Source organism: Microbacterium koreense (genome assembly GCF_042677105.1).
Classification (GTDB): Bacteria; Actinomycetota; Actinomycetes; order Actinomycetales; family Microbacteriaceae; genus Microbacterium; species Microbacterium koreense.
Window position 1 is genome coordinate 2,401,132 of record NZ_JBHTIM010000001.1, and the last position, 17,962, is coordinate 2,419,093.

The 17,962-nt window shown below is 67.8% G+C and carries 21 protein-coding genes; 4 read left to right on the forward strand and 17 right to left on the reverse strand.

The genetic code is table 11. The features are described 5' to 3' along the window. Positions 1 to 29: 29 nt before the first annotated feature. From ACFQZV_RS11320 to ACFQZV_RS11390, 15 genes are all read right to left on the reverse strand, one after another. Positions 30 to 905 carry an ABC transporter permease gene (locus ACFQZV_RS11320; protein ID WP_378749580.1) on the reverse strand — a complete coding sequence of 292 codons (876 nt, stop codon included), beginning with the start codon at positions 903 to 905 and terminating at the stop codon, positions 30 to 32. Continuing rightward, positions 902 to 1,813: an ABC transporter ATP-binding protein gene (locus ACFQZV_RS11325; protein ID WP_378749582.1), complete on the reverse strand. Its 912-nt coding sequence runs from the start codon at positions 1,811 to 1,813 to the stop codon at positions 902 to 904. Before ACFQZV_RS11325 ends, ACFQZV_RS11320 begins: the two co-directional genes overlap by 4 nt. A gap of 155 nt (positions 1,814 to 1,968) precedes the next feature. Beyond that, a complete protein-coding gene (locus ACFQZV_RS11330; RefSeq protein WP_378749584.1) occupies positions 1,969 to 2,754 on the reverse strand; it encodes a regulatory protein RecX in 786 nt (261 codons plus the stop codon). Between the two features lie 37 nt (positions 2,755 to 2,791). Then, on the reverse strand, positions 2,792 to 3,838 hold the full coding sequence (gene recA / locus ACFQZV_RS11335; RefSeq protein ID WP_378749586.1) for a recombinase RecA: 1,047 nt from the start codon (positions 3,836 to 3,838) through the stop codon (positions 2,792 to 2,794). A 323-nt stretch (positions 3,839 to 4,161) separates the two neighbouring features. Next, positions 4,162 to 4,383: a DUF3046 domain-containing protein gene (locus tag ACFQZV_RS11340; protein ID WP_378749588.1), complete on the reverse strand. Its 222-nt coding sequence runs from the start codon at positions 4,381 to 4,383 to the stop codon at positions 4,162 to 4,164. A gap of 18 nt (positions 4,384 to 4,401) precedes the next feature. Beyond that, positions 4,402 to 4,710: a helix-turn-helix domain-containing protein gene (locus ACFQZV_RS11345; protein ID WP_378749590.1), complete on the reverse strand. Its 309-nt coding sequence runs from the start codon at positions 4,708 to 4,710 to the stop codon at positions 4,402 to 4,404. Positions 4,711 to 4,891: 181 nt separating this feature from the next. Next, on the reverse strand, positions 4,892 to 5,362 hold the full coding sequence (locus tag ACFQZV_RS11350; protein WP_378749592.1) for a CinA family protein: 471 nt from the start codon (positions 5,360 to 5,362) through the stop codon (positions 4,892 to 4,894). Further along, positions 5,359 to 5,919: a CDP-diacylglycerol--glycerol-3-phosphate 3-phosphatidyltransferase gene (gene pgsA, locus ACFQZV_RS11355; protein WP_378749594.1), complete on the reverse strand. Its 561-nt coding sequence runs from the start codon at positions 5,917 to 5,919 to the stop codon at positions 5,359 to 5,361. The genes ACFQZV_RS11350 and pgsA overlap by 4 nt, the downstream gene beginning before the upstream one ends. A 26-nt stretch (positions 5,920 to 5,945) precedes the next feature. Continuing rightward, positions 5,946 to 8,639, reverse strand: a complete 2,694-nt coding sequence (locus tag ACFQZV_RS11360) for an FtsK/SpoIIIE family DNA translocase (protein ID WP_378749596.1) — start codon at positions 8,637 to 8,639, stop codon at positions 5,946 to 5,948. Between the two features lie 73 nt (positions 8,640 to 8,712). Beyond that, the gene (locus ACFQZV_RS11365; RefSeq protein WP_378749728.1) at positions 8,713 to 9,147 is read right to left on the reverse strand and encodes a GNAT family N-acetyltransferase; all 435 of its coding nucleotides are present in this window, start codon (positions 9,145 to 9,147) and stop codon (positions 8,713 to 8,715) included. Positions 9,148 to 9,267: 120 nt separating this feature from the next. After that, entirely contained in the window at positions 9,268 to 10,944 is a 1,677-nt protein-coding gene (locus ACFQZV_RS11370) for a ribonuclease J (protein WP_378749598.1), read from the reverse strand. 52 nt (positions 10,945 to 10,996) lie between these two features. Beyond that, entirely contained in the window at positions 10,997 to 11,974 is a 978-nt protein-coding gene (dapA, locus tag ACFQZV_RS11375; RefSeq protein ID WP_378749600.1) for a 4-hydroxy-tetrahydrodipicolinate synthase, read from the reverse strand. Between the two features lie 39 nt (positions 11,975 to 12,013). Then, entirely contained in the window at positions 12,014 to 12,775 is a 762-nt protein-coding gene (locus ACFQZV_RS11380; protein WP_378749602.1) for an SDR family NAD(P)-dependent oxidoreductase, read from the reverse strand. A gap of 24 nt (positions 12,776 to 12,799) precedes the next feature. Further along, positions 12,800 to 13,288 carry a dihydrofolate reductase gene (locus ACFQZV_RS11385; RefSeq protein WP_378749604.1) on the reverse strand — a complete coding sequence of 163 codons (489 nt, stop codon included), beginning with the start codon at positions 13,286 to 13,288 and terminating at the stop codon, positions 12,800 to 12,802. Continuing rightward, complete coding sequence (locus ACFQZV_RS11390; protein WP_378749606.1) at positions 13,285 to 14,094, reverse strand: thymidylate synthase; 810 nt, start codon at positions 14,092 to 14,094, stop codon at positions 13,285 to 13,287. The genes ACFQZV_RS11385 and ACFQZV_RS11390 overlap by 4 nt, the downstream gene beginning before the upstream one ends. 121 nt (positions 14,095 to 14,215) lie before the next feature. Between ACFQZV_RS11390 and ACFQZV_RS11395 the strand changes: the two genes are divergently transcribed. The 4 genes from ACFQZV_RS11395 (at position 14,216) to ACFQZV_RS11410 (ending at position 16,664) form a co-directional block, all read left to right on the forward strand. After that, the gene (locus tag ACFQZV_RS11395; RefSeq protein ID WP_378749608.1) at positions 14,216 to 14,653 is read left to right on the forward strand and encodes a TlpA family protein disulfide reductase; all 438 of its coding nucleotides are present in this window, start codon (positions 14,216 to 14,218) and stop codon (positions 14,651 to 14,653) included. Beyond that, entirely contained in the window at positions 14,646 to 15,224 is a 579-nt protein-coding gene (locus tag ACFQZV_RS11400) for a DUF4395 domain-containing protein (protein WP_378749610.1), read from the forward strand. Before ACFQZV_RS11395 ends, ACFQZV_RS11400 begins: the two co-directional genes overlap by 8 nt. A gap of 101 nt (positions 15,225 to 15,325) precedes the next feature. Beyond that, positions 15,326 to 15,751: an OsmC family peroxiredoxin gene (locus tag ACFQZV_RS11405; RefSeq protein ID WP_378749612.1), complete on the forward strand. Its 426-nt coding sequence runs from the start codon at positions 15,326 to 15,328 to the stop codon at positions 15,749 to 15,751. Then, positions 15,744 to 16,664 carry a TIGR01777 family oxidoreductase gene (locus ACFQZV_RS11410; protein WP_378749614.1) on the forward strand — a complete coding sequence of 307 codons (921 nt, stop codon included), beginning with the start codon at positions 15,744 to 15,746 and terminating at the stop codon, positions 16,662 to 16,664. Before ACFQZV_RS11405 ends, ACFQZV_RS11410 begins: the two co-directional genes overlap by 8 nt. Before the next feature lie 9 nt (positions 16,665 to 16,673). Here ACFQZV_RS11410 and ACFQZV_RS11415 read toward each other — a convergent pair whose 3' ends face one another. Continuing rightward, positions 16,674 to 17,114 (reverse strand): hypothetical protein, encoded by a 441-nt coding sequence (locus ACFQZV_RS11415; RefSeq protein ID WP_378749616.1) that lies wholly within the window; start codon positions 17,112 to 17,114, stop codon positions 16,674 to 16,676. Then, positions 17,111 to 17,923: a 4-hydroxy-tetrahydrodipicolinate reductase gene (gene dapB, locus ACFQZV_RS11420; RefSeq protein WP_378749618.1), complete on the reverse strand. Its 813-nt coding sequence runs from the start codon at positions 17,921 to 17,923 to the stop codon at positions 17,111 to 17,113. Before dapB ends, ACFQZV_RS11415 begins: the two co-directional genes overlap by 4 nt. Between the last annotated feature and the right edge of the window lie 39 nt (positions 17,924 to 17,962).

Consider the following 17,962-nt stretch of genomic DNA (forward strand, 5'->3'; position numbering starts at 1 on the left):
GCCCGCACTCGCCGGCCGGAGCGGGCGATTCAGCGGATGCGGGAGCTCATTCGGCCCGCCGCAAGAGCGGTGAAGCCGACGGCGACGACGGCGAGAACAGCCGCCGCGACCCAGGGGAAGATCTCGGCATCGCCGACGTAGATGTCGACACCGTAGAACAATCGAACGCTCTCGGTCGCCTCGGGCACATCCGTGAGGCCTTCCAACGATTGAGCGGTGAACTCGCGTCGCAACAGCATGCCGCCCTGAGAGAAGGGCAGGGCGTTGACGACGTCGCCGACCGTCGCCGGAAGTGAGCCGATCGGAATATACGCGCCGGCGATGAACCCGAGCACGGTTCCGACCACAGTGGCGAACGCAGAGAACGCACCCGTGGTGCGTACGAACGTCACGACGAACGCCCCCAGCGCCGTGAACGCCAGAGCGCACAGTGCCATCACCAAGGCGCTGGCGAGGACGCGTCGCGGCTCGAGCCACAGCCCATCGACGATGCCGAGGTACAAGACCGAGAGCGCCAGCACCACCGCCGTCATGATGAGTGCGATGGTGAACGCCGAAATCAGGTAGCCCAAGACGAGCTGACCGCGCCGGATCGGCGAGACGAGGAAGTCGGCGAAACGTCCGCTGGCTGAGTCTTCGACGAGGCGCGACATCGCACCGAGCCCGGAGGTGACGGTCGTGAGCAACACGATTCCCGAGAACATCCAGCTGTCGACGAAGGCGCGGATCTGCGCGTCGGTCGCGTCCGGGAACTGCGCGGCGAGCCCGTCCGCTTGCAGACCCGCGAGGAACAGCGTGTAGAGGACGAACAAGATGATGCCGCTCATGAGCGAGAAGAAGACATTCATCCGGTCACGGAAGAACAGCCGAAGGTTTCTCGCGATGATTCCGCGGACGACGCTCACGCGGCGGCCTCTGCATCGTTGGGGTGCCCCGTGACCGCGAGGAACACGTCATCCATCCGCCCGTGCCGGAATTCGAAGTCGCGGACCGAGTCGCCGTGCGCGGCGAGCAACGTGCGGGCGACGGTCGCGTCGGGAACCGTGAGCCGCACCAGCGCTCCGTCGGTCGTCACCTCGAGTCCGTCGCGCCGAGCCAGATCGCCCAGGCCCGCAGGATCAGATGACGTGACGGTGAGGATGCTGCGGCTGTAACGCGCACGCAACTGCCTCGGTGTGCCGCGGGCGACGATGCGCCCCGCGTCGACGATGCAGACGTCGTCGGCTTCTTCCGTCTCCTCCATGTAGTGCGTCGTGAGGAAGACCGTGAGCCCATTCTGGATGCGAAGTGTCTGGATCGTGCGCCACACGGCAATTCGGCTGGCGGGGTCGAGACCGGCCGTCGGCTCATCGAGGAAGACGATGCGGGGCTCATGGATCAGGGCGCGGGCGATGTCGGCACGGCGTCGTTGCCCGCCCGAGAGCTTGCCATAGGGTCGATCGAGGAACTCATCGAGTTCGATGAGCTCTGAGAGTTCCGCGATGCGGGCGTTCGTGCGGACACGGTCGAGATGCATGAGGCTCGCGCGGAAGCGCAGGTTCTCACGTACCGTCAGAGCATCGTCCATGAGTGAATCCTGGAACACGACGCCGATCGTCCTCCGCACGTCCTCGCCGGCGGTACGCACGTCATAGCCCCCGACGCGGACGGATCCGGAATCGAAAGCTCTGAGCGTCGTCAGACACGCGATCGTCGTCGACTTGCCGGCGCCGTTGCTGCCGAGGAACGCGAACGCGGCTCCGTCACTCACCTCGAAGGACACGTCGTCGACCGCGCGCACCGCACGATACGTCTTCACAAGGTTCTCGACCACGATGGCCACTGGACACACTCCGCCCCCGCTGCGCGATCGCGCAGCCGCGATGGCGCAAGTCTGACACGAGCGCCGTCCTGCGTCACGTCGTCGGCGTTCTCCGCCGTCGCCCCGATCCTCGTGCGCGTCGACCCTGCGCGCTCGCACCCGAATCGTCAGCGGAAACGGACACCGGACGTCGGCGCGTCGAGCTCGGCGATGGCGCGCCGCGCAACCTCGAGCGCGATCGCAGCACCGTAACCCCGGCGTGCGAGTTGCCCCGAAAGCCGCCGGAGGGCGGTGTCATGGTCGAGGCTTCTCATCGAGCGCGCCTTGGACCGGGCGAATTCCAGGGCCCGCTCGGCGTCATCGTCCGGCAGGCCGGCGATGGCAGCGTCGGCCACGTCGCGCGGCACTCCGCGCTGTGCGAGCGTCCGCGCGATCGCCTGCCGCCCCTGGCCCTTGCGGTCAACGGCGACGTGAACGAGATGCTCGGCCAACGCCGCGTCGTCCAGATACCCGAGATCGACGAGTCTGTCGATGACGGTCTCTGTCGCCTCGGAGGGAAGTCCCGCCTCGGCCAATACCCCCCGCGCCTCGCGGACGGACAGTGATCGGGTCCGCAAGCGTCGGAGCAACCGCTGCTCAGCGAGGTCGATCGCGTCGGACAACTCGTCGCCGGCGTCCGGGTCTTGCCCGTCACCCGGTCGTCGCCCGTGGAATCGTTCGGCATCCGCGCCCCACGTGTCGTTCCAGACTGCGGCCGCACCATCCGATGCCGTCTCCGCCAAGGCGCTGGGGGCGTCGTCCCCACGGAACGGGATGTCACGGCGGCGCGTGGTTCGACTGCGGTCGAGTCGCGGGATCCCTGCATCGGGGGTGTGGCCGTCCTGACCGCCCGGTCGACCGAACAGAGGGATCACCGGGGCGAGGTCATCGCCCCGGTGATCCTCGCCGCTCACGCGTCACCGCCGTAGTGGGGAGGGCGCACCACACCCATCACGCGGGGCGACGCGCCGCGAGCTCGTCCGGCGCCTCGGTGGCCTTGGGCTGTCCGATACCGAGCTTGGCCTTGATCTTGGTCTCGATCTCTGCAGCGATGTCGGGGTTCTTGATGAGGAAGTTTCGGGCGTTCTCCTTGCCCTGCCCGAGCTGCTCACCGTCATACGTGTACCACGCGCCGGACTTCTTGACGATGCCGTGCTCGACCCCGAAGTCGATGAGACTGCCCTCGCGGGAGATGCCGACCCCGTAGAGGATGTCGAACTCGGCCTGCTTGAAAGGCGGGGCCATCTTGTTCTTGACGATCTTGACGCGGGTGCGGTTTCCGACCGCATCGGTACCGTCCTTGAGGGTCTCGATACGGCGGATGTCGAGCCGCACCGACGCGTAGAACTTGAGGGCCTTGCCGCCCGCGGTGGTCTCGGGCGACCCGAAGAAGACGCCGATCTTCTCACGCAGCTGGTTGATGAAGATCATCGTGGTGTTGGTCTGGTTGAGACCACCCGTGAGCTTGCGCAACGCCTGCGACATAAGACGTGCCTGCAGGCCCACGTGCGAGTCGCCCATCTCACCTTCGATCTCGGCCTTCGGCACGAGAGCGGCGACCGAGTCGACGACGACGAGATCGATTGCGCCGGACCGCACGAGCATGTCGGCGATCTCAAGCGCCTGCTCCCCCGTGTCGGGCTGCGAGACGAGGAGCGAATCGATGTCGACACCGAGCTTCTGTGCGTAGTCGGGGTCGAGCGCGTGCTCGGCGTCGACGAAGGCGGCGATCCCGCCGGCGCGCTGAACGTTCGCGATCGCGTGCAACGTCAGTGTCGTCTTACCCGAGGACTCCGGTCCGTAGATCTCGATGATGCGTCCACGCGGCAGGCCGCCGATGCCCAGCGCGACGTCGAGTGCGATGGATCCGGTCGGCACGACCTCGACGGGAGCGCGCTCGTCACTGCCGAGGCGCATGACGGAGCCCTTTCCGAACTGCCGGTCGATCTGGGCGAGGGCCGATTCGAGGGCCTTCTCGCGGTCAACTGCTGATGGCATGCTGTGCTCCTTCTGCACTCTGTCCGTCTGCGGTCACCGCATCCGGAGATCTCCGTCGCCTGAAGGCTGTCGCGCCCCGCGCCGGGTGGAACGGATGCTGCGACAAGGCGTCTGGTGTCTTTCGACGCCGCTCACGCTACGCCCGGGTTCCGACATTCCTATCGGGGTTCCCCCACGGAGTGTGAGTGGAGGCATCGACGACACCTTCTGTGGAGGAGACTACGCGCAATATCGAACACACCTTCGAACCGACACGCCACAGCTGCACGCCGGAAGGCCGATACTTCGACGCGCCGATTCGCCTCCGCGCGACCGGTGCGCTCTCAGCGCCGCGGTTCGAGACGGCCGGCGCCGTAGCGACGCTCACGCGGGACATCGGTCTCCTCGCACAGCGCGAGCCAGACCTCCTTGGGTGCGACACCCGAGGTCATCGCCTCATCCGCTGTACGGCCGCCCAGCGCCGAGAGCGCAAGATCGACCACGAGGGCATCGCCGCGCACTCCGAACTCGTCGGAGACCGCGCGCAAGAACTCACTGCGACGCATGACCGAACCGGCGGCGGCTCAGTGGAAGGACAGCTCGGGCCCGACCTCGGCAACGAGGTCGTCGGGCACGACGTCGGGGAAGGAGTTCAGTCCCTCGAGCACCGAGAGCCGGTCGCTCACCTCGCGCATGATCGTGGAGATGGGGACCTCGAGGGCCTCGGCAACCGAGGACAGGATCTCGCTCGACGCCTCTTTCTGGCCACGCTCGACCTCGCTGAGGTACCCGAGCGCGACGCTCGCGCGGCTGGCGACCTGACGGAGGGTGCGGCCCTTTTGCTGGCGGAAGTCACGAAGGACTTCGCCGATCTCTTGGCGAACCAGGATCATCTCAGGCCCCCTCCCTTTCTGCTTCCCGACCGGTATCCGGGTGGACAACGGTACAGCACCACGTGTGGTCAATCTATTCCTCCGCGCTGGACAAAAGGTGGGAATCGCCGAATGTAACCGACACGAAACACGAGTTGTTCCCGATCCCGGCGACGGATGCGGCAGAGCACCCATACAGCACTCACAATTCCGCTCGACACGCCTCCAATGCAGCGGAGGTCGCCGCCTCGCGCACACCCGACCGACTCCCCGCCGAGAGCTCGAGCGCGGAAACCGCCGCCGATGCAGGAGTGACGACCGCGATGTACAGCGTGCCCACAGGTCGTCCGTCCTGCGGTTCAGGCCCGGCGACACCGGTCGTGGCGACCCCCACGTCCGCACCGAGTGCCTCGCGCACCCCCGTCGCCATCTGTCGGGCGACCTCGGGGTCCACGGCGCCGCGCGCAGCGAGGAGCGAGCCGTCGACACCCAGGACATCGCGCTTCACATCGGTCGCGTAGGCGACCACGCCGCCTCGCACGACGGTGGAGGCCCCGGGCACATCCACGAGAGCGGAGACCACCATCCCGCCGGTGAGCGATTCGGCGACGGCGATGGTCCATCCCCGCGCGGCCAGCGCCTCGAGAATGTCACGGGCGGGCGCCCGCGTCATCGCTTCGCCCGGCCACGCATCTCGGAGACGATGTAGTCGATTCCGCTGGCGATCGTGAGGACCACCGCGATCGTCATCGTGACGATGTTGATCCACACGATCCACTCACCGACGACCGCCGCCAGCGGCAGCAAGGCGAGAGAGAGCGCGACAGCCTGGGCGACGGTCTTGAGCTTGCCCATCCATGCCGCCGCGAGCACGTGGTCGCTGACCACCGCGAACCGGTAGACCGTGATTCCGATCTCACGCACGAGCACGACGATCGTGATCCACCAGGGCAGCTCGCCGAGGATCGACAACCCGACGAACGCGCACCCGGTGAGCGCTTTGTCGGCGATCGGGTCGAGCAGCTTGCCCAGGTCGGTCACGATCTCGTACTTGCGGGCGAGGTAGCCGTCGATTCCATCGGTGGCGATCGCGACGATGAACAACACCGCGGCCCACCAGCGCAGGGGCCCGTCGGCACCACCGTCGACGAGGAGCATCCACAGGAAAACCGGTGCGCACAGGATGCGCACGATTGTGATCGCGTTGGGAAGCTGCCGCGGTATCGCCATGGATCGAGCCTACTGAGTGCTCGGGCTCAGTCGCGGCCGGTCAGCCCCCACGCATCCTCTGAGCCCTCGTCGGACTCGACGACGGGCATTCCGTCGTACTGAGCGGCGACCGCATCCGCGCCGTACTGGTCGGCGGGTTCGTCGGGAACGTCCTCGCCGCGCAAGCGGGCCAGCACGGCGGGGAGCTGCTCGTTCGTCACGAGGACGTCACGCGCCTTCGATCCCTCGGAGGGGCCGACGATCTCACGGGACTCCATGAGGTCCATCAGGCGGCCCGCCTTCGCGAAGCCGACACGCAACTTGCGCTGCAACATCGACGTCGATCCGAACTGGGTCGAGACGACGAGTTCGGCGGCGGCCAGGAGCAACTCGAGGTCGTCACCGATGTCGGCGTCGATCTCTTTCTTCTCGGCCACCGCTTCGACGTCGGCACGGTATTCGGGACGCGCCTGGTTGGTGACGTGCTTGACGACCTTCTCGATCTCGACTTCGCTGACCCACGCTCCCTGTACACGCAGCGATTTAGACGATCCCATCGGGAGGAACAACCCGTCTCCTTGACCGATGAGTCGGTCGGCTCCGGGCTGATCGAGGATGACGCGCGAATCGGTGACGCTCGTCACCGCGAACGCGAGCCGTGACGGCACGTTCGCCTTGATGAGACCGGTCACGACGTCCACGGACGGACGCTGCGTTGCGAGGACGAGATGGATGCCGCTGGCCCGGGCGAGTTGCGTGATCCGCACGATCGAGTCCTCGACGTCCCGCGGTGCGACCATCATGAGGTCGGCGAGCTCGTCGACGACCACGAGCAGGTACGGGTAGGGCTTGAGGACGCGCTCGCTGCCGGCCGGGAGTTCGATCTCGCCGGCGACGACCGCCTTGTTGAAGTCGTCGATGTGTCGGAACCCGAACGACGCGAGGTCGTCGTAGCGCATGTCCATCTCTTTCACGACCCACTGCAGCGCCTCGGCGGCCTTCTTGGGGTTGGTGATGATGGGGGTGATGAGGTGTGGCACTCCGGCGTACGACGTCAGCTCGACGCGTTTGGGGTCGATGAGCACCATTCGCACGTCGGCGGGCTTGGCTCGCATGAGCAGGCTCGTGATCATCGAGTTGACGAAGCTGGACTTTCCCGATCCTGTCGAGCCCGCGACCAAGAGGTGCGGCATCTTCGCGAGGTTCGCCACGACGTACCCGCCGCCGACGTCTTTTCCGACGCCGATCGTCATGGGATGCGTGGAGTTGGCCGCCGCGGATGAGCGCAGGACATCACCGAGCGTGACGATCTCACGATCGGTGTTGGGGATCTCGACGCCGATCGCACTCTTTCCCGGAATGGGGGCGAGGATCCGTACCTCGTTCGACGCCACCGCGTAGGCGATGTTGTTCGTCAGCGCCGTGATGCGCTCGACCTTGACTCCGGGACCGACCTCGATCTCGTACTGCGTGACGGTCGGGCCCCGCGAGAATCCCGTCACCCGCGCATCGACGCCGAACTGCTCGAAGACGTTGGTGATCGCCCGCACGACAGCGTCGTTGACTTCGGAGCGTTCCTTGTGGGGCGTACCCGCAGCGAGCGCCTCGACCGCCGGGAGGCGATAATCTGCACCGCCCGGTGCGTCGGTCCCGATGCCCTGGATGCTCGGAAGCTCCCCGTCGGTGGAGTCGTCGCGGTCGGCGTCGTCACGCAGGGACGTACCGCCTCGGGACGCCGCCTGCGCAGCGCCCGAAAGCACGGTCGGATCGATGACCTCGGTCAGAGCGTCGGGTTCGGCGGAAACGGGAGCGACAGGCTCGGCCGGGGCGAGGGCCTGGTCGAACCCACCGAGCGCCGCGGGCGTGCCGGTGGGAGGCAACAGTTCGGTGAGGTCCTGAGATCCGATCCCGTCGTCGGGATCCTTCTCGCGCCCGGTCTTGTTGCGACGCCACCACGGCAGTCCCGACGCGTCGTCGGCGCCGTCCTCGGCGTCCGGTGCGGCATCCTTCGAGTCACTGTCTTCGAAACGCGGCGTCCGGGGTTCGGCGCCGAACATCCACGCGTAGAGCTCCCCGAGCCGGCGTCCGATGCGGTTCGGCGGGGTCTTGGTGATGATGAGGATGCTGAGAATCGCCAGTACCGAGAGCACGATGTAGGCGCCGATCGGGGTGAGCAGCATCGCGAGCGGTTCACCGATCATCCATCCGAACAGCCCGCCGGCTTCGCTGAGCGCCGGGAGCCCTTCGCTGGGCTGGGGGCGATCGCCCGCGACATGGCAGAATCCGGCGATCGTCCACACAAGCATGCCGAAGCCGATGCCGATGCGGCCGTTGTCATGCACCGACGACGGATGCCGGAACATCCAGCCGGCGAGGATGAGCAACAAGACGGGCAAGATGAACGCCTCGCGACCGAGGAGCCCGCCCACCGAATAGGCGCTGATGGTCGCCGCGACCTCGTTGCCGATGAAGAACCACTCGTTGACTGCGCCGACGACCGCCAGCAGCACGAGCAAGAACGGGAATCCGTCGCGACGCTGGTCTTTCTCGAGCGTCTCGGGACCGAACGCGCGGAAGAGTCCACCCGTCGCGTGGGCGAGGCCGAGCCATGCGCGAACCACGACCGGCGGGCGCTCGGGCTCGCCGACGTACCGCTTGGGTGCAGGTTCGCTCTTGCGCGCGCGCGTCGATGTGCCAGTGGACGCGCGGGTGCTCTTGGTCGAGCTCGTGCTCTTGGCCATTTCTCCACGGTACGACCGGGGTCCGACGTTTCCGGGGAGCGACGCGGGCACACCGGGTACTCGGCGCCGGCGGTCAGCGCAGGCGTTTGACCATCGTGTCGCGTCCGATTCCCCGCTGGGTCACCGCGAAGCCCTCGCTGCGGTACAGGACGGTGGCGTAGTTGTCCCGTTCGACACTGAGCGAGATGCGGGCGAACCCGTCGGCGCGCGCTCGGTCGCACAGGGCGCGCAGCAGCAGGCGCCCGACCCCGTGGGCGCGCCATATCGGCCGTACGCCGATGATGAGTTCGGGCACCCCCGTCGCGACATACCCGAAGCCGGGGTCGCTGCGCGCGTGCATGCGGTACCAGGCTGCGCCCACCGGCTGCGCCTGCGCATCGACTGCGACGAAGCCGGCATCACCGGGACGCATCCAACCGGCGACGTAGCGACCGTGCTCGGGACTGGACAGCACCTCGTGCCGCGGCCGCGTCGTTCCCGCTCGCCACGTGGCCGCCTCGACGAGCATCTCGCCGAGGAACGGCCCGTCCGCCTGCTCGGCGTCGCGAATCCGGAATGCGCTGCTCACAGATCGGACACTAGGACGCGTGTGTTTCGCCCGCGTGTCGTCTCGCTGTGGATGGCGCCGTCAGGCTTCGATGACCAGCGGCACGATCATCGGCCGACGACGCAAGCGCTGGTTGACCCAGCGGCCGATCGTGCGACGGACCACCTGCGAGAGGGCGTGCTGGTCGCGCACGCCCGACTGCGCCGCGTCCGCGAGCGCGGCAGCGATCTTGGGCTTGACGTCGTCGAACACCTTGTCGTGCTCGGCGAACCCGCGCGCGTGGATCTCGGGACCGCTGATGATCTTGCCGGTGGCGGCGTCGACCACGACGATGACCGAGATGAACCCCTCCTCGCCGAGGATGCGGCGGTCCTTCAAGTCGGCATCGGTGATCTCGCCGACCGTGGAGCCGTCGACGTAGACGAAGCCCAGGTCGAGCTGTCCGACGACACGGGCGTCGCCGTCGCGCAAGTCGATCACGGTGCCGTTCTCGCCGAGGATGGTGCGCTCCGCCGGCACCCCGGTGTCTTGCGCGAGCTTCGCGTTGGCCATCAGGTGGCGGTACTCGCCGTGGATCGGAAGCACGTTGCGGGGCTTGAGGATGTTGTAGCAATACAGCAGTTCGCCCGCGGCGGCGTGGCCGGAGACGTGCACGCGAGCGTTGCCCTTGTGCACGACGTTGGCGCCGAGTTTGGTGAGGCCGTCGATCACCCGGTAGACGGCGTTCTCGTTGCCCGGGATGAGGCTCGACGCGAGGATCACCGTGTCGCCGGGTCCCGGTTCGATCTCGTGGTCGAGGTTCGCCATGCGGCTGAGCACGGCCATCGGCTCACCCTGCGAACCCGTCGACATGTAGACGATCTTGTCGTCGGGCAGATCGCGCGCCTTCTTGTAGTCGATGAGCACGCCGTCGGGCACGTTCAGATACCCGAGGTCGGAGGCGATCGTCATATTGCGCAGCATGCTGCGCCCGAGGAGTGCGACCCGGCGCCCATGGGCGGCTGCGGCATCCAACACCTGCTGCACACGATGGACGTGACTGGAGAAGCTGGCGACGATGACGCGTCGCGGTGCCTTCGCGATGACCTGGTCGAGGACCGGCCCGATCTCGCGCTCCAGCGGGGTGAAACCGGGGACGTCGGCGTTCGTGGAATCGACGAGGAACAGGTCGATGCCCTCCTCGCCGATGCGCGCGAAGGACCGCAGGTCGGTGAGGCGACCGTCCAGCGGCAGCTGGTCCATCTTGAAGTCGCCCGTGGCCAGCACGACGCCCGCGGGGGTGCGGATCGCCACGGCCAGTGCATCGGGGATCGAGTGGTTCACGGCGATGAACTCGAGGTCGAACGGCCCGAGCTGCTCGCGATCACCCTCCGTGACGGTGAGGGTGTACGGCTTGATCCGGTGTTCCTTGAGCTTCGCCTCGACGAGCGCGAGCGTCAGCCCGGAACCGATCAGGGGGATCTCGCGGTTCAGACGCAACAGATACGGCACCGCACCGATGTGGTCTTCGTGGCCGTGCGTCAGAACGATGCCGACGACGTCGTCGAGGCGGTCCTTGATCGGCTCGAAGTCGGGCAGGATCAGGTCGACACCGGGCTGATGTTCCTCGGGGAAGAGCACACCGCAGTCGACGATCAGCAGTTTGCCGTCGAACTCGAACACGGTCATGTTGCGTCCGACCTCGCCGAGGCCACCGAGCGGAACGATACGCAGCGTCCCCGGCTCGAGAGCGGGCGGGTCCTGAAGTTGTGTGGGCATCTGTGCCTCCTCGGATGCCACGGCATCCAGTCATGCGGTCGCGGGAGCGGCGCTATCTCGTCGTTCCCGAAACCTTCGGGAGTGCGCCGCCGGCAGCGGCGTTGCGGTCGGGGCGGAAATCGGTGAAGTCGACGCCCGGGACGTCGGTGACCAGAGCCAGCTCGTCCTCGATCATGGCGGCTTCCCACTCCTCCGGGCCGACCAGTGGCAACCGAACGCGCGGGCTGGAGATGCGACCGAGGCCGTGGAGGATGTACTTCGCCGCAACGGTCCCCGGCACGTGGGTCATCGCCGCCCGCACCAGCGGTTCGAGCTGCTTGTGGGCCGTGGTCGCGCGGTGCAGGTCGCCGTCGTTGACCGCGTCGACGATGACACGATACGGCCGGGCGGCGATGTTCGCGGTCACGCCGATGAGGCCTGTCGCCCCGATCGCCAGATGCGGGAGCACGTTGGCGTCGTCGCCCGAGAAGTACATGAGATCGGTCTGGTTGAGAACACGGCTGACCTCCGAGAAGTCCCCCTTGGCGTCTTTGACTGCGAGGATGTTGGGATGCTTCGCGAGGCGCAGAATGGTCTCGTACTTGATGGGCACGCCGGTGCGCCCCGGGATGTCGTAGAGGATGACCGGGAGGTCGGTCGCATCGGCGACGAGACGGAAATGGGTGAGGATGCCCGCCTGAGTCGGCTTGTTGTAGTAGGGCGTGACGATCATGATGCCGTCAGCGCCGGCCTTCTCGCTCGCCTTGTAGAGCTCGATCGCGTGGGCGGTCTCGTTGGAGCCGCCACCGGTGATGATCGATGCACGTCCGGCCGCGACGTCCTTGCCGACCTCGACGAGCCGCACCTTCTCGGCATCCGTGAGGGTCGAGGTCTCACCCGTGGTCCCGGTGACGACGATGCCGTCCGCACCGTCGACGATGACGTCGTCGATGTGCTTCTCGACGGCGGGCCAATCGACCTCACCGTCCGCCGTCATCGGAGTGACGAGCGCGACGAGCACCTGACCGAAGGGATTGCCGGTGTGAGTCATGCCTCTCAGGCTACCGGGATGCCGCGCGCCCGACGCGCGTCAGCGTCCGCTCTCGCCGGCCTTGGCCGCGAGGCTGGGCGGAACCAGGCGGGTGAGCGCGACGAGTGCCTTGTACGTGTACGAGGGGACGGAAACGGCCTTGCCGCGGGCGGCATCGCGCAGGGACTCCCGCACCACCTGACCGGCATCCAGCCACATCCACGACGCGACGCCCTCTTCACCGGGTGGCAACCCCGCCCGCTCGTGGAAGTTCGTGTGGGTGAACCCCGGGCAGACGGCGGTGACCGTGACGCCCTGCGGCGCGTACCTGCCGTTGGCCCAGCGGCTGAAGCTCACCACCCAACCCTTCACCGCGCCGTACGTCGAGCGCGGGATGAAGGCCGCCACGGACGCGACGTTGAGGATGCGGCCTCGACCTCGCGCGAGCATCGGTTGCAGTGCCGCGTGCATGAGGCGCATCGTGACCTCGACATGCAACTGCAGGTGGCGGGCTTCGTCCTCGATGTCGTTCTTCTCGAATTCCAACGGCAGCCCGTAGCCTGCGTTGTTCACCAAGACGTCAACGGGCCGTGACTCGTCGGTCAGACGCGCCTCGACCTTCTCGCGCTGGCGCGCCTTCACCAGATCGGCGACGAGGACCTCGACCTTGACGGCATCGCGCGCGCGAAGCTGCGCGGCGAGGCTTTCCAGCGCGTCCCGATCTCGCGCGACCAGCACGAGATCAGCCCCGCGCGCGGCGAGCTGACGGGCATATTCGGCGCCGAGCCCCGAGCTCGCGCCGGTGATGAGTGCCGTGGGCATGCGCCCCAGCCTATGGGGTGCTCCCTACGCGGCGCGTCGCTCGTACCGCAGAAAGCGATATCGGATGCCCGACGTCGACACGCGCCACTCCCCTTCGGCGACCGGTTCCCACCCCTCGCGGGACGGGGCGAAGGTGTCGCCGTCGACGGTGAGATCCAGCTCGGTGACCTCCAGCAGGTCGGCGTCGTCGATCGCCTCACGGAAGAGCCCACCACCGCCGATCACCCACACGCGGCCGTCACCTGCCACGGCGAGCGCGTCGGCCAACGACGCCGCGCGGGTGGCGCCGGCATCCGCCCACCGGTCGTTGCCCGTCACCACGATGTTGCGACGGCCGGGTAGCGGCCGGAACCGGGCCGGAAATGACTCCCAGGTGCGCCGCCCCATGATGACCGGCGCCCCAAGGGTGATTTCTTTGAAATGCGCGAGGTCCTCGGGAACGTGCCAGGGCATGCCGCCCTCGGATCCGATGACCCCGCCGCGGGCCTCGGCCCACACCAGCCCGACGCTCATACGGCCACAGCGGCCCGGATGGCCGGGTGGTGTCGATAGTTCTCGACGACGAAGTCGTCGAACTCGTAATCGAAGACCGAATCCGGATGCCGGGCGAACCGCAGCGTCGGCGGCGCATACGGCTCCCGGGTGAGCTGCTCGGTCACCTGCGCGCGATGGTTGTCGTAGATGTGGCAGTCACCGCCGGTCCAGACGAAGTCTCCGGGCTCGAGCCCTGTCTGCTGGGCGACCATCAGTGTCAGAAGCGCGTAGGAGGCGATGTTGAACGGAACACCCAGAAAGAGGTCCGCGCTGCGCTGATACAACTGGCACGACAGTTTTCCGTCGGCGACATAGAACTGGAACAGCGCGTGACACGGCGCCAACGCCATGTCGGGGATGTCGGCCGGGTTCCACGCCGAGACGATGAGCCTGCGGGAATCGGGGTTCTGACGGATCTGGTCGACGACCTGCGAGATCTGATCGATCTGCTCCCCCGAGGGTGTCGGCCACGAACGCCACTGCACGCCGTAGACGGGACCGAGCTCGCCCTGGTCATCGGCCCACTCGTCCCAGATCGTCACCCCGCGATCCTGCAACCACCGCACGTTCGAGTCCCCCCGCAGGAACCACAGCAGCTCGTACGCGATCGAGGGGAAGTGGACGCGCTTCGTCGTGATCAGCGGAAAGCCCTCGGAGAGATCGAAGCGCAGCTGACGGCCGAAGACGCTCGTCGTCCCCGTTCCGGTGCGATCGTCCTTGTGAACCCCGTGGGCGAGCACGTCGCGGAGGAGGTCTTCGTACGGAGTCGGGATCGGCGTCGTCACGCGTGCCAGGATACCCGCGCCCGCACCGAACGGTCCGGCGCGAGCAGCGACATCCGACGCCGAGACGCAACATGACGTCATCCAGCATTCCCACGGCGAAACGGGTCTATTCTGAGTGGCTGTGGATTTCGTCGGCGCGCTCATCACCATCGCAGCACTTCTCGTGCTGACGATCGGCATCGGCTTCGTCATGCGTCGGCTCGAATCGCGCCCGCGCCGGCACATCCCGCACGAGGTGGTCGAGCCGCATCGACTGGGCGCGGAGGCGCTCGGCGACGCCGCGACCCTGCTACAGTTCAGCACCGAGATGTGCGCCCGGTGCCCGGGTGTCCACCGCACTCTCGCCTCGCTCGCCGCCGAGCACGACGGCGTCCGTCATCTCGACATCGACGTGACGGATCGACCCGACATCGCGCGACACTTCCACGTGATGCAGACGCCGACCACGCTCATTCTCGACCGCCACGGCGCCGTGCAGACGCGCTTCGGCGGCGCGCCGAGCCGCCACGTGGTCGACCTCGAGCTGCGCAGACTGACAGGCACACCCGAACGTGTCTGAGGACGAACCGACACGGCCCGCGGGCATCGACCCCCGCGGCCCCCGCTTCGCTGCGGCGATCACCTCGGCGCTCCTGCTCGTCGTCGTCTTCGTCGGATTGACGACTCCCGCCGTCTCGACCGCCTCGTTCGGCTGGCTCGCCTACCAGCCCCTGTCGGGACAGACGTTCGTCCCCGGGCTCGGTTCCACGGTGCTCGTCGCCCGTGCGACGCAGCCCGCGTTCCTCCTGCTCGTCGTCCTCGCACTGCTGTTCCTGTGGGGCGTCCTCTCGCCGCGGACGATGCCGTGGGCCGTGATCTATCGTCGTCTCGTGCAACCGCGACTGGCCCCGCCCGCCGAATGGGAAGACCCGCGCCCGCCGCGCTTCGCGCAGGGCGTGGGACTGGCCGTCGTGACGATCGGGATCGTCCTTCACCTGATCGGCCTCCCCCTCGCCGTCCCCGTCTCGGCGTCGATCGCGTTCGTCGCCGCCTTCCTCAACGCTGCGTTCGGCGTGTGTCTCGGCTGCATGATGTACCTCGGCCTCGCCCGAGCCGGACTCCTCGGACGCGCCCGCCCTTCGGCATCCTGACCCGATGCGCGCTGTCAACCCGTCGCGCGCCGCGAACCCACCCCGTTAGGCTGACCGCGACGCGCCCGCCCCTGGGCGCCCGCAACTTTGGGAGGTTCTCGATGACCGTGACCAGTGAAGCCACGACCGCTTGGAAAGGCGGACTGACCGACGGTTCCGGCGAGGTACGGTTCGTCTCGTCCGGCCAGGGTCCGTTCGATGTCGATTGGAAGGCCCGCAGCGAAGGCTCCTCGACCACGACCACACCGGAAGAGCTCATCGCCGCCGCCCACGCGTCGTGCTTCAGCATGGCGCTCTCGCACGAACTCGGCCAGAACGGCACTCCCCCGGAGTCGATCGACACGACCGCGTCGGTCACCCTCAAGCCCGGTACCGGCATCACGGGAAGCCACCTCAACGTCAACGCCGTCGTGCCCGGCATCGATGCGGAAACGTTCGAGCGGATCGCCGCCGCCGCCAAAGCCGGATGCCCCGTCTCGCAGGCGCTCGCAGGAATCGAGATCACCCTCGAGGCGACGCTTGCCTGAGCCGGAGGATCGCGCCCGCCGCGTCGTCGTGGCGGGCGCTTCGGGCCTGATCGGCGCCGCCCTGGTCGACGATCTGCGGGCCGACGGCGTCGAGGTGACGACCCTCGTTCGTCGGCCGCCCGAGTCCGCCGGTGAAGTCTCATGGCTCATCGACGGAGAACCGCTCGACCCCGACGTGCTCGCGGGCGCCGATGCCGTGGTCGGGCTCAACGGCGCGAGCATCGGGCGCTTCCCGTGGACCCGTGGCTACAAGCACACGCTCGTGTGGTCACGCCTGACGCCCACACAGGCTCTCGCTCGCGCCGTGCGCGAGTTGGGCCCCGACGCGCCGAAGCTGGTCTCCGCATCCGCCGTCGGTTGGTACGGATCCTCGCCCGGCGAGGTACTCACCGAGGACTCTCCCCGGGGGGACTCGTTCCTCGCCGACCTCTGCGGCGAATGGGAAAGTGCCGCCTACGCCGCCGGGGATGCGGCGCGCGTGGCCACGCTCCGCACCGCTCCCGTGGTCCATCGCGACGGGGTGCTGAAGCCCCTCCTGCTGTTGACGAAGCTCGGACTCAGCGGCCCCATCGGCAGCGGCACGCAGGCGTGGCCGTGGATCTCGCTCGACGACGAGGTGCGCGCGATCCGCCATGTCATCGACCACGACCTCAGCGGTCCCGTCAACCTCACCGGACCGACCCGCGCCAGCGCCAATGACCTCGGTTTCGCATTGGCGATCCGTATGAACCGGCCCTACCTCCTGCGCGCTCCTGTCTGGGGCATCCGCCTTCTCCTCGGAGCGGACGCCACCGAGGCGATCCTCACTTCTGACCAGCACGTTGTGCCGGCGGCGCTCGAAGGCAGCGGCTTCACCTTCCGGCATCAGACCGTCGAAGAAGCCATCGCCGCCGCCGTTCCGGCCGCAGACTGAGAGGCTGCGTCAGCCGCGCGCCTCGAGCCGGATCGCCGTGCGCACCGCGTCGCGAGCCCGGCGCCGGTCGCCGGCGGCATCGTACGCGAGCCCGAGTCGGTACCAGGCGCGCCAGTCGTCCGGGTGCTGTTCGGCATCCGCGCGATACCGAGGGAAGACCTCATCGGCCTCGTCGCGCAGAACACGCCCGCTCGGGCGCACCGACACCTCGTCCTCGGGCAGTCCGCCTTCACGCTCAAGCCGTGTCCCGAGCCGCTGCGCCTTCACGCCGAACCACAGTTCACGACCGAGCCCCCACGCCGCCAGCAGCGGCAACACGAGCAACACGATCCCCATCGTGACCCCCACCGGGTCACCGCTCTGCACGAGCAGGACGGCCCGCTGCCCTACCAGCACGATGTAGACCGCCAGCAGCACCGCCATGACGATGACGGCGATACGCGTGGTCATGCGCCGGTCGCCTGCGCGACCTGTCCGGATACGTCACCCTCGTCGACGCTCGAGCCTCGACGCGAGGCCGGCATCCGCAACCCGATGTCCAGGAACGCGTCGAGACCCACGACCACACCGACCGCATCCCGCGCTCCTGCGAGCGCCAGGGCGATCCCCGGGCTGTACGCACGAGCAGGCTCCACGGTGTCGTGGACGATCGCGAGAGTCTCCCCCGGCCCCGAGAGCACCGTCTCCTGTCGCGCCACCACACCGGGACGCCGCAGCGAGTGGATCGGGATGCTCGCCACCTGCTGCCCCCGCGCGCGCTGGTCGACATGGGGAGACTCAACCGGTCCGACCGCCGACCGCGCAGCGGCGATGAGTTCGGCGGTGCGCACCGCCGTACCGCTGGGAGAGTCGATCTTCGACTCGCGATGGGCCTCGACGATCTCGACCGAGGGGAAGAACGGCGCCGCAGCGGCGGCGAGGGCACTGCCCAGCACGGAACCGAGCGAGAAGTTGGGGATGATGACCACGCCGGTGCCGGCATCGGCGACCGTGGGACGCAGACGATCGATACGTTCGGCTGACCAGCCCGAGGTACCCACGAGCACGTTGATGCCGCGGTCTGTTGCGGCACGCACGACCTCGACCGACACCGACGGCGTACTGGCATCGACGACGAGGTCCGCGCCGTCCAGCTCGTCCAGGGACGACTGCGACGTCAGGATGGCCGCGACCTCGAAGTCGTCGCTCGCCTCGACGACGTCACGGATGATCGCGCCGAGTTTGCCGGTTCCGCCCACGATGGCCACACGCGTCGTCATGCGCTCCATCCTAGGTGCGTCGTCGACGACGGATGCAGA

Coding starts and splice junctions, on each gene's coding strand:
- ACFQZV_RS11385 (WP_378749604.1), bottom strand. CDS start 13,288: ATGAGCGTCGGGCTGGTGTGGGCCGAGGCCCGCGGCGGGGTCATCGGA.
- dapA (WP_378749600.1), bottom strand. CDS start 11,974: ATGACTCACACCGGCAATCCCTTCGGTCAGGTGCTCGTCGCGCTCGTC.
- ACFQZV_RS11360 (WP_378749596.1), bottom strand. CDS start 8,639: ATGGCCAAGAGCACGAGCTCGACCAAGAGCACCCGCGCGTCCACTGGC.
- pgsA (WP_378749594.1), bottom strand. CDS start 5,919: ATGGCGATACCGCGGCAGCTTCCCAACGCGATCACAATCGTGCGCATC.
- ACFQZV_RS11365 (WP_378749728.1), bottom strand. CDS start 9,147: ATGCTCGTCGAGGCGGCCACGTGGCGAGCGGGAACGACGCGGCCGCGG.
- ACFQZV_RS11350 (WP_378749592.1), bottom strand. CDS start 5,362: ATGACGCGGGCGCCCGCCCGTGACATTCTCGAGGCGCTGGCCGCGCGG.
- ACFQZV_RS11405 (WP_378749612.1), top strand. CDS start 15,326: ATGACCGTGACCAGTGAAGCCACGACCGCTTGGAAAGGCGGACTGACC.
- dapB (WP_378749618.1), bottom strand. CDS start 17,923: ATGACGACGCGTGTGGCCATCGTGGGCGGAACCGGCAAACTCGGCGCG.
- ACFQZV_RS11370 (WP_378749598.1), bottom strand. CDS start 10,944: ATGCCCACACAACTTCAGGACCCGCCCGCTCTCGAGCCGGGGACGCTG.
- ACFQZV_RS11340 (WP_378749588.1), bottom strand. CDS start 4,383: ATGCGTCGCAGTGAGTTCTTGCGCGCGGTCTCCGACGAGTTCGGAGTG.
- recA (WP_378749586.1), bottom strand. CDS start 3,838: ATGCCATCAGCAGTTGACCGCGAGAAGGCCCTCGAATCGGCCCTCGCC.
- ACFQZV_RS11345 (WP_378749590.1), bottom strand. CDS start 4,710: ATGATCCTGGTTCGCCAAGAGATCGGCGAAGTCCTTCGTGACTTCCGC.
- ACFQZV_RS11380 (WP_378749602.1), bottom strand. CDS start 12,775: ATGCCCACGGCACTCATCACCGGCGCGAGCTCGGGGCTCGGCGCCGAA.
- ACFQZV_RS11415 (WP_378749616.1), bottom strand. CDS start 17,114: ATGACCACGCGTATCGCCGTCATCGTCATGGCGGTGCTGCTGGCGGTC.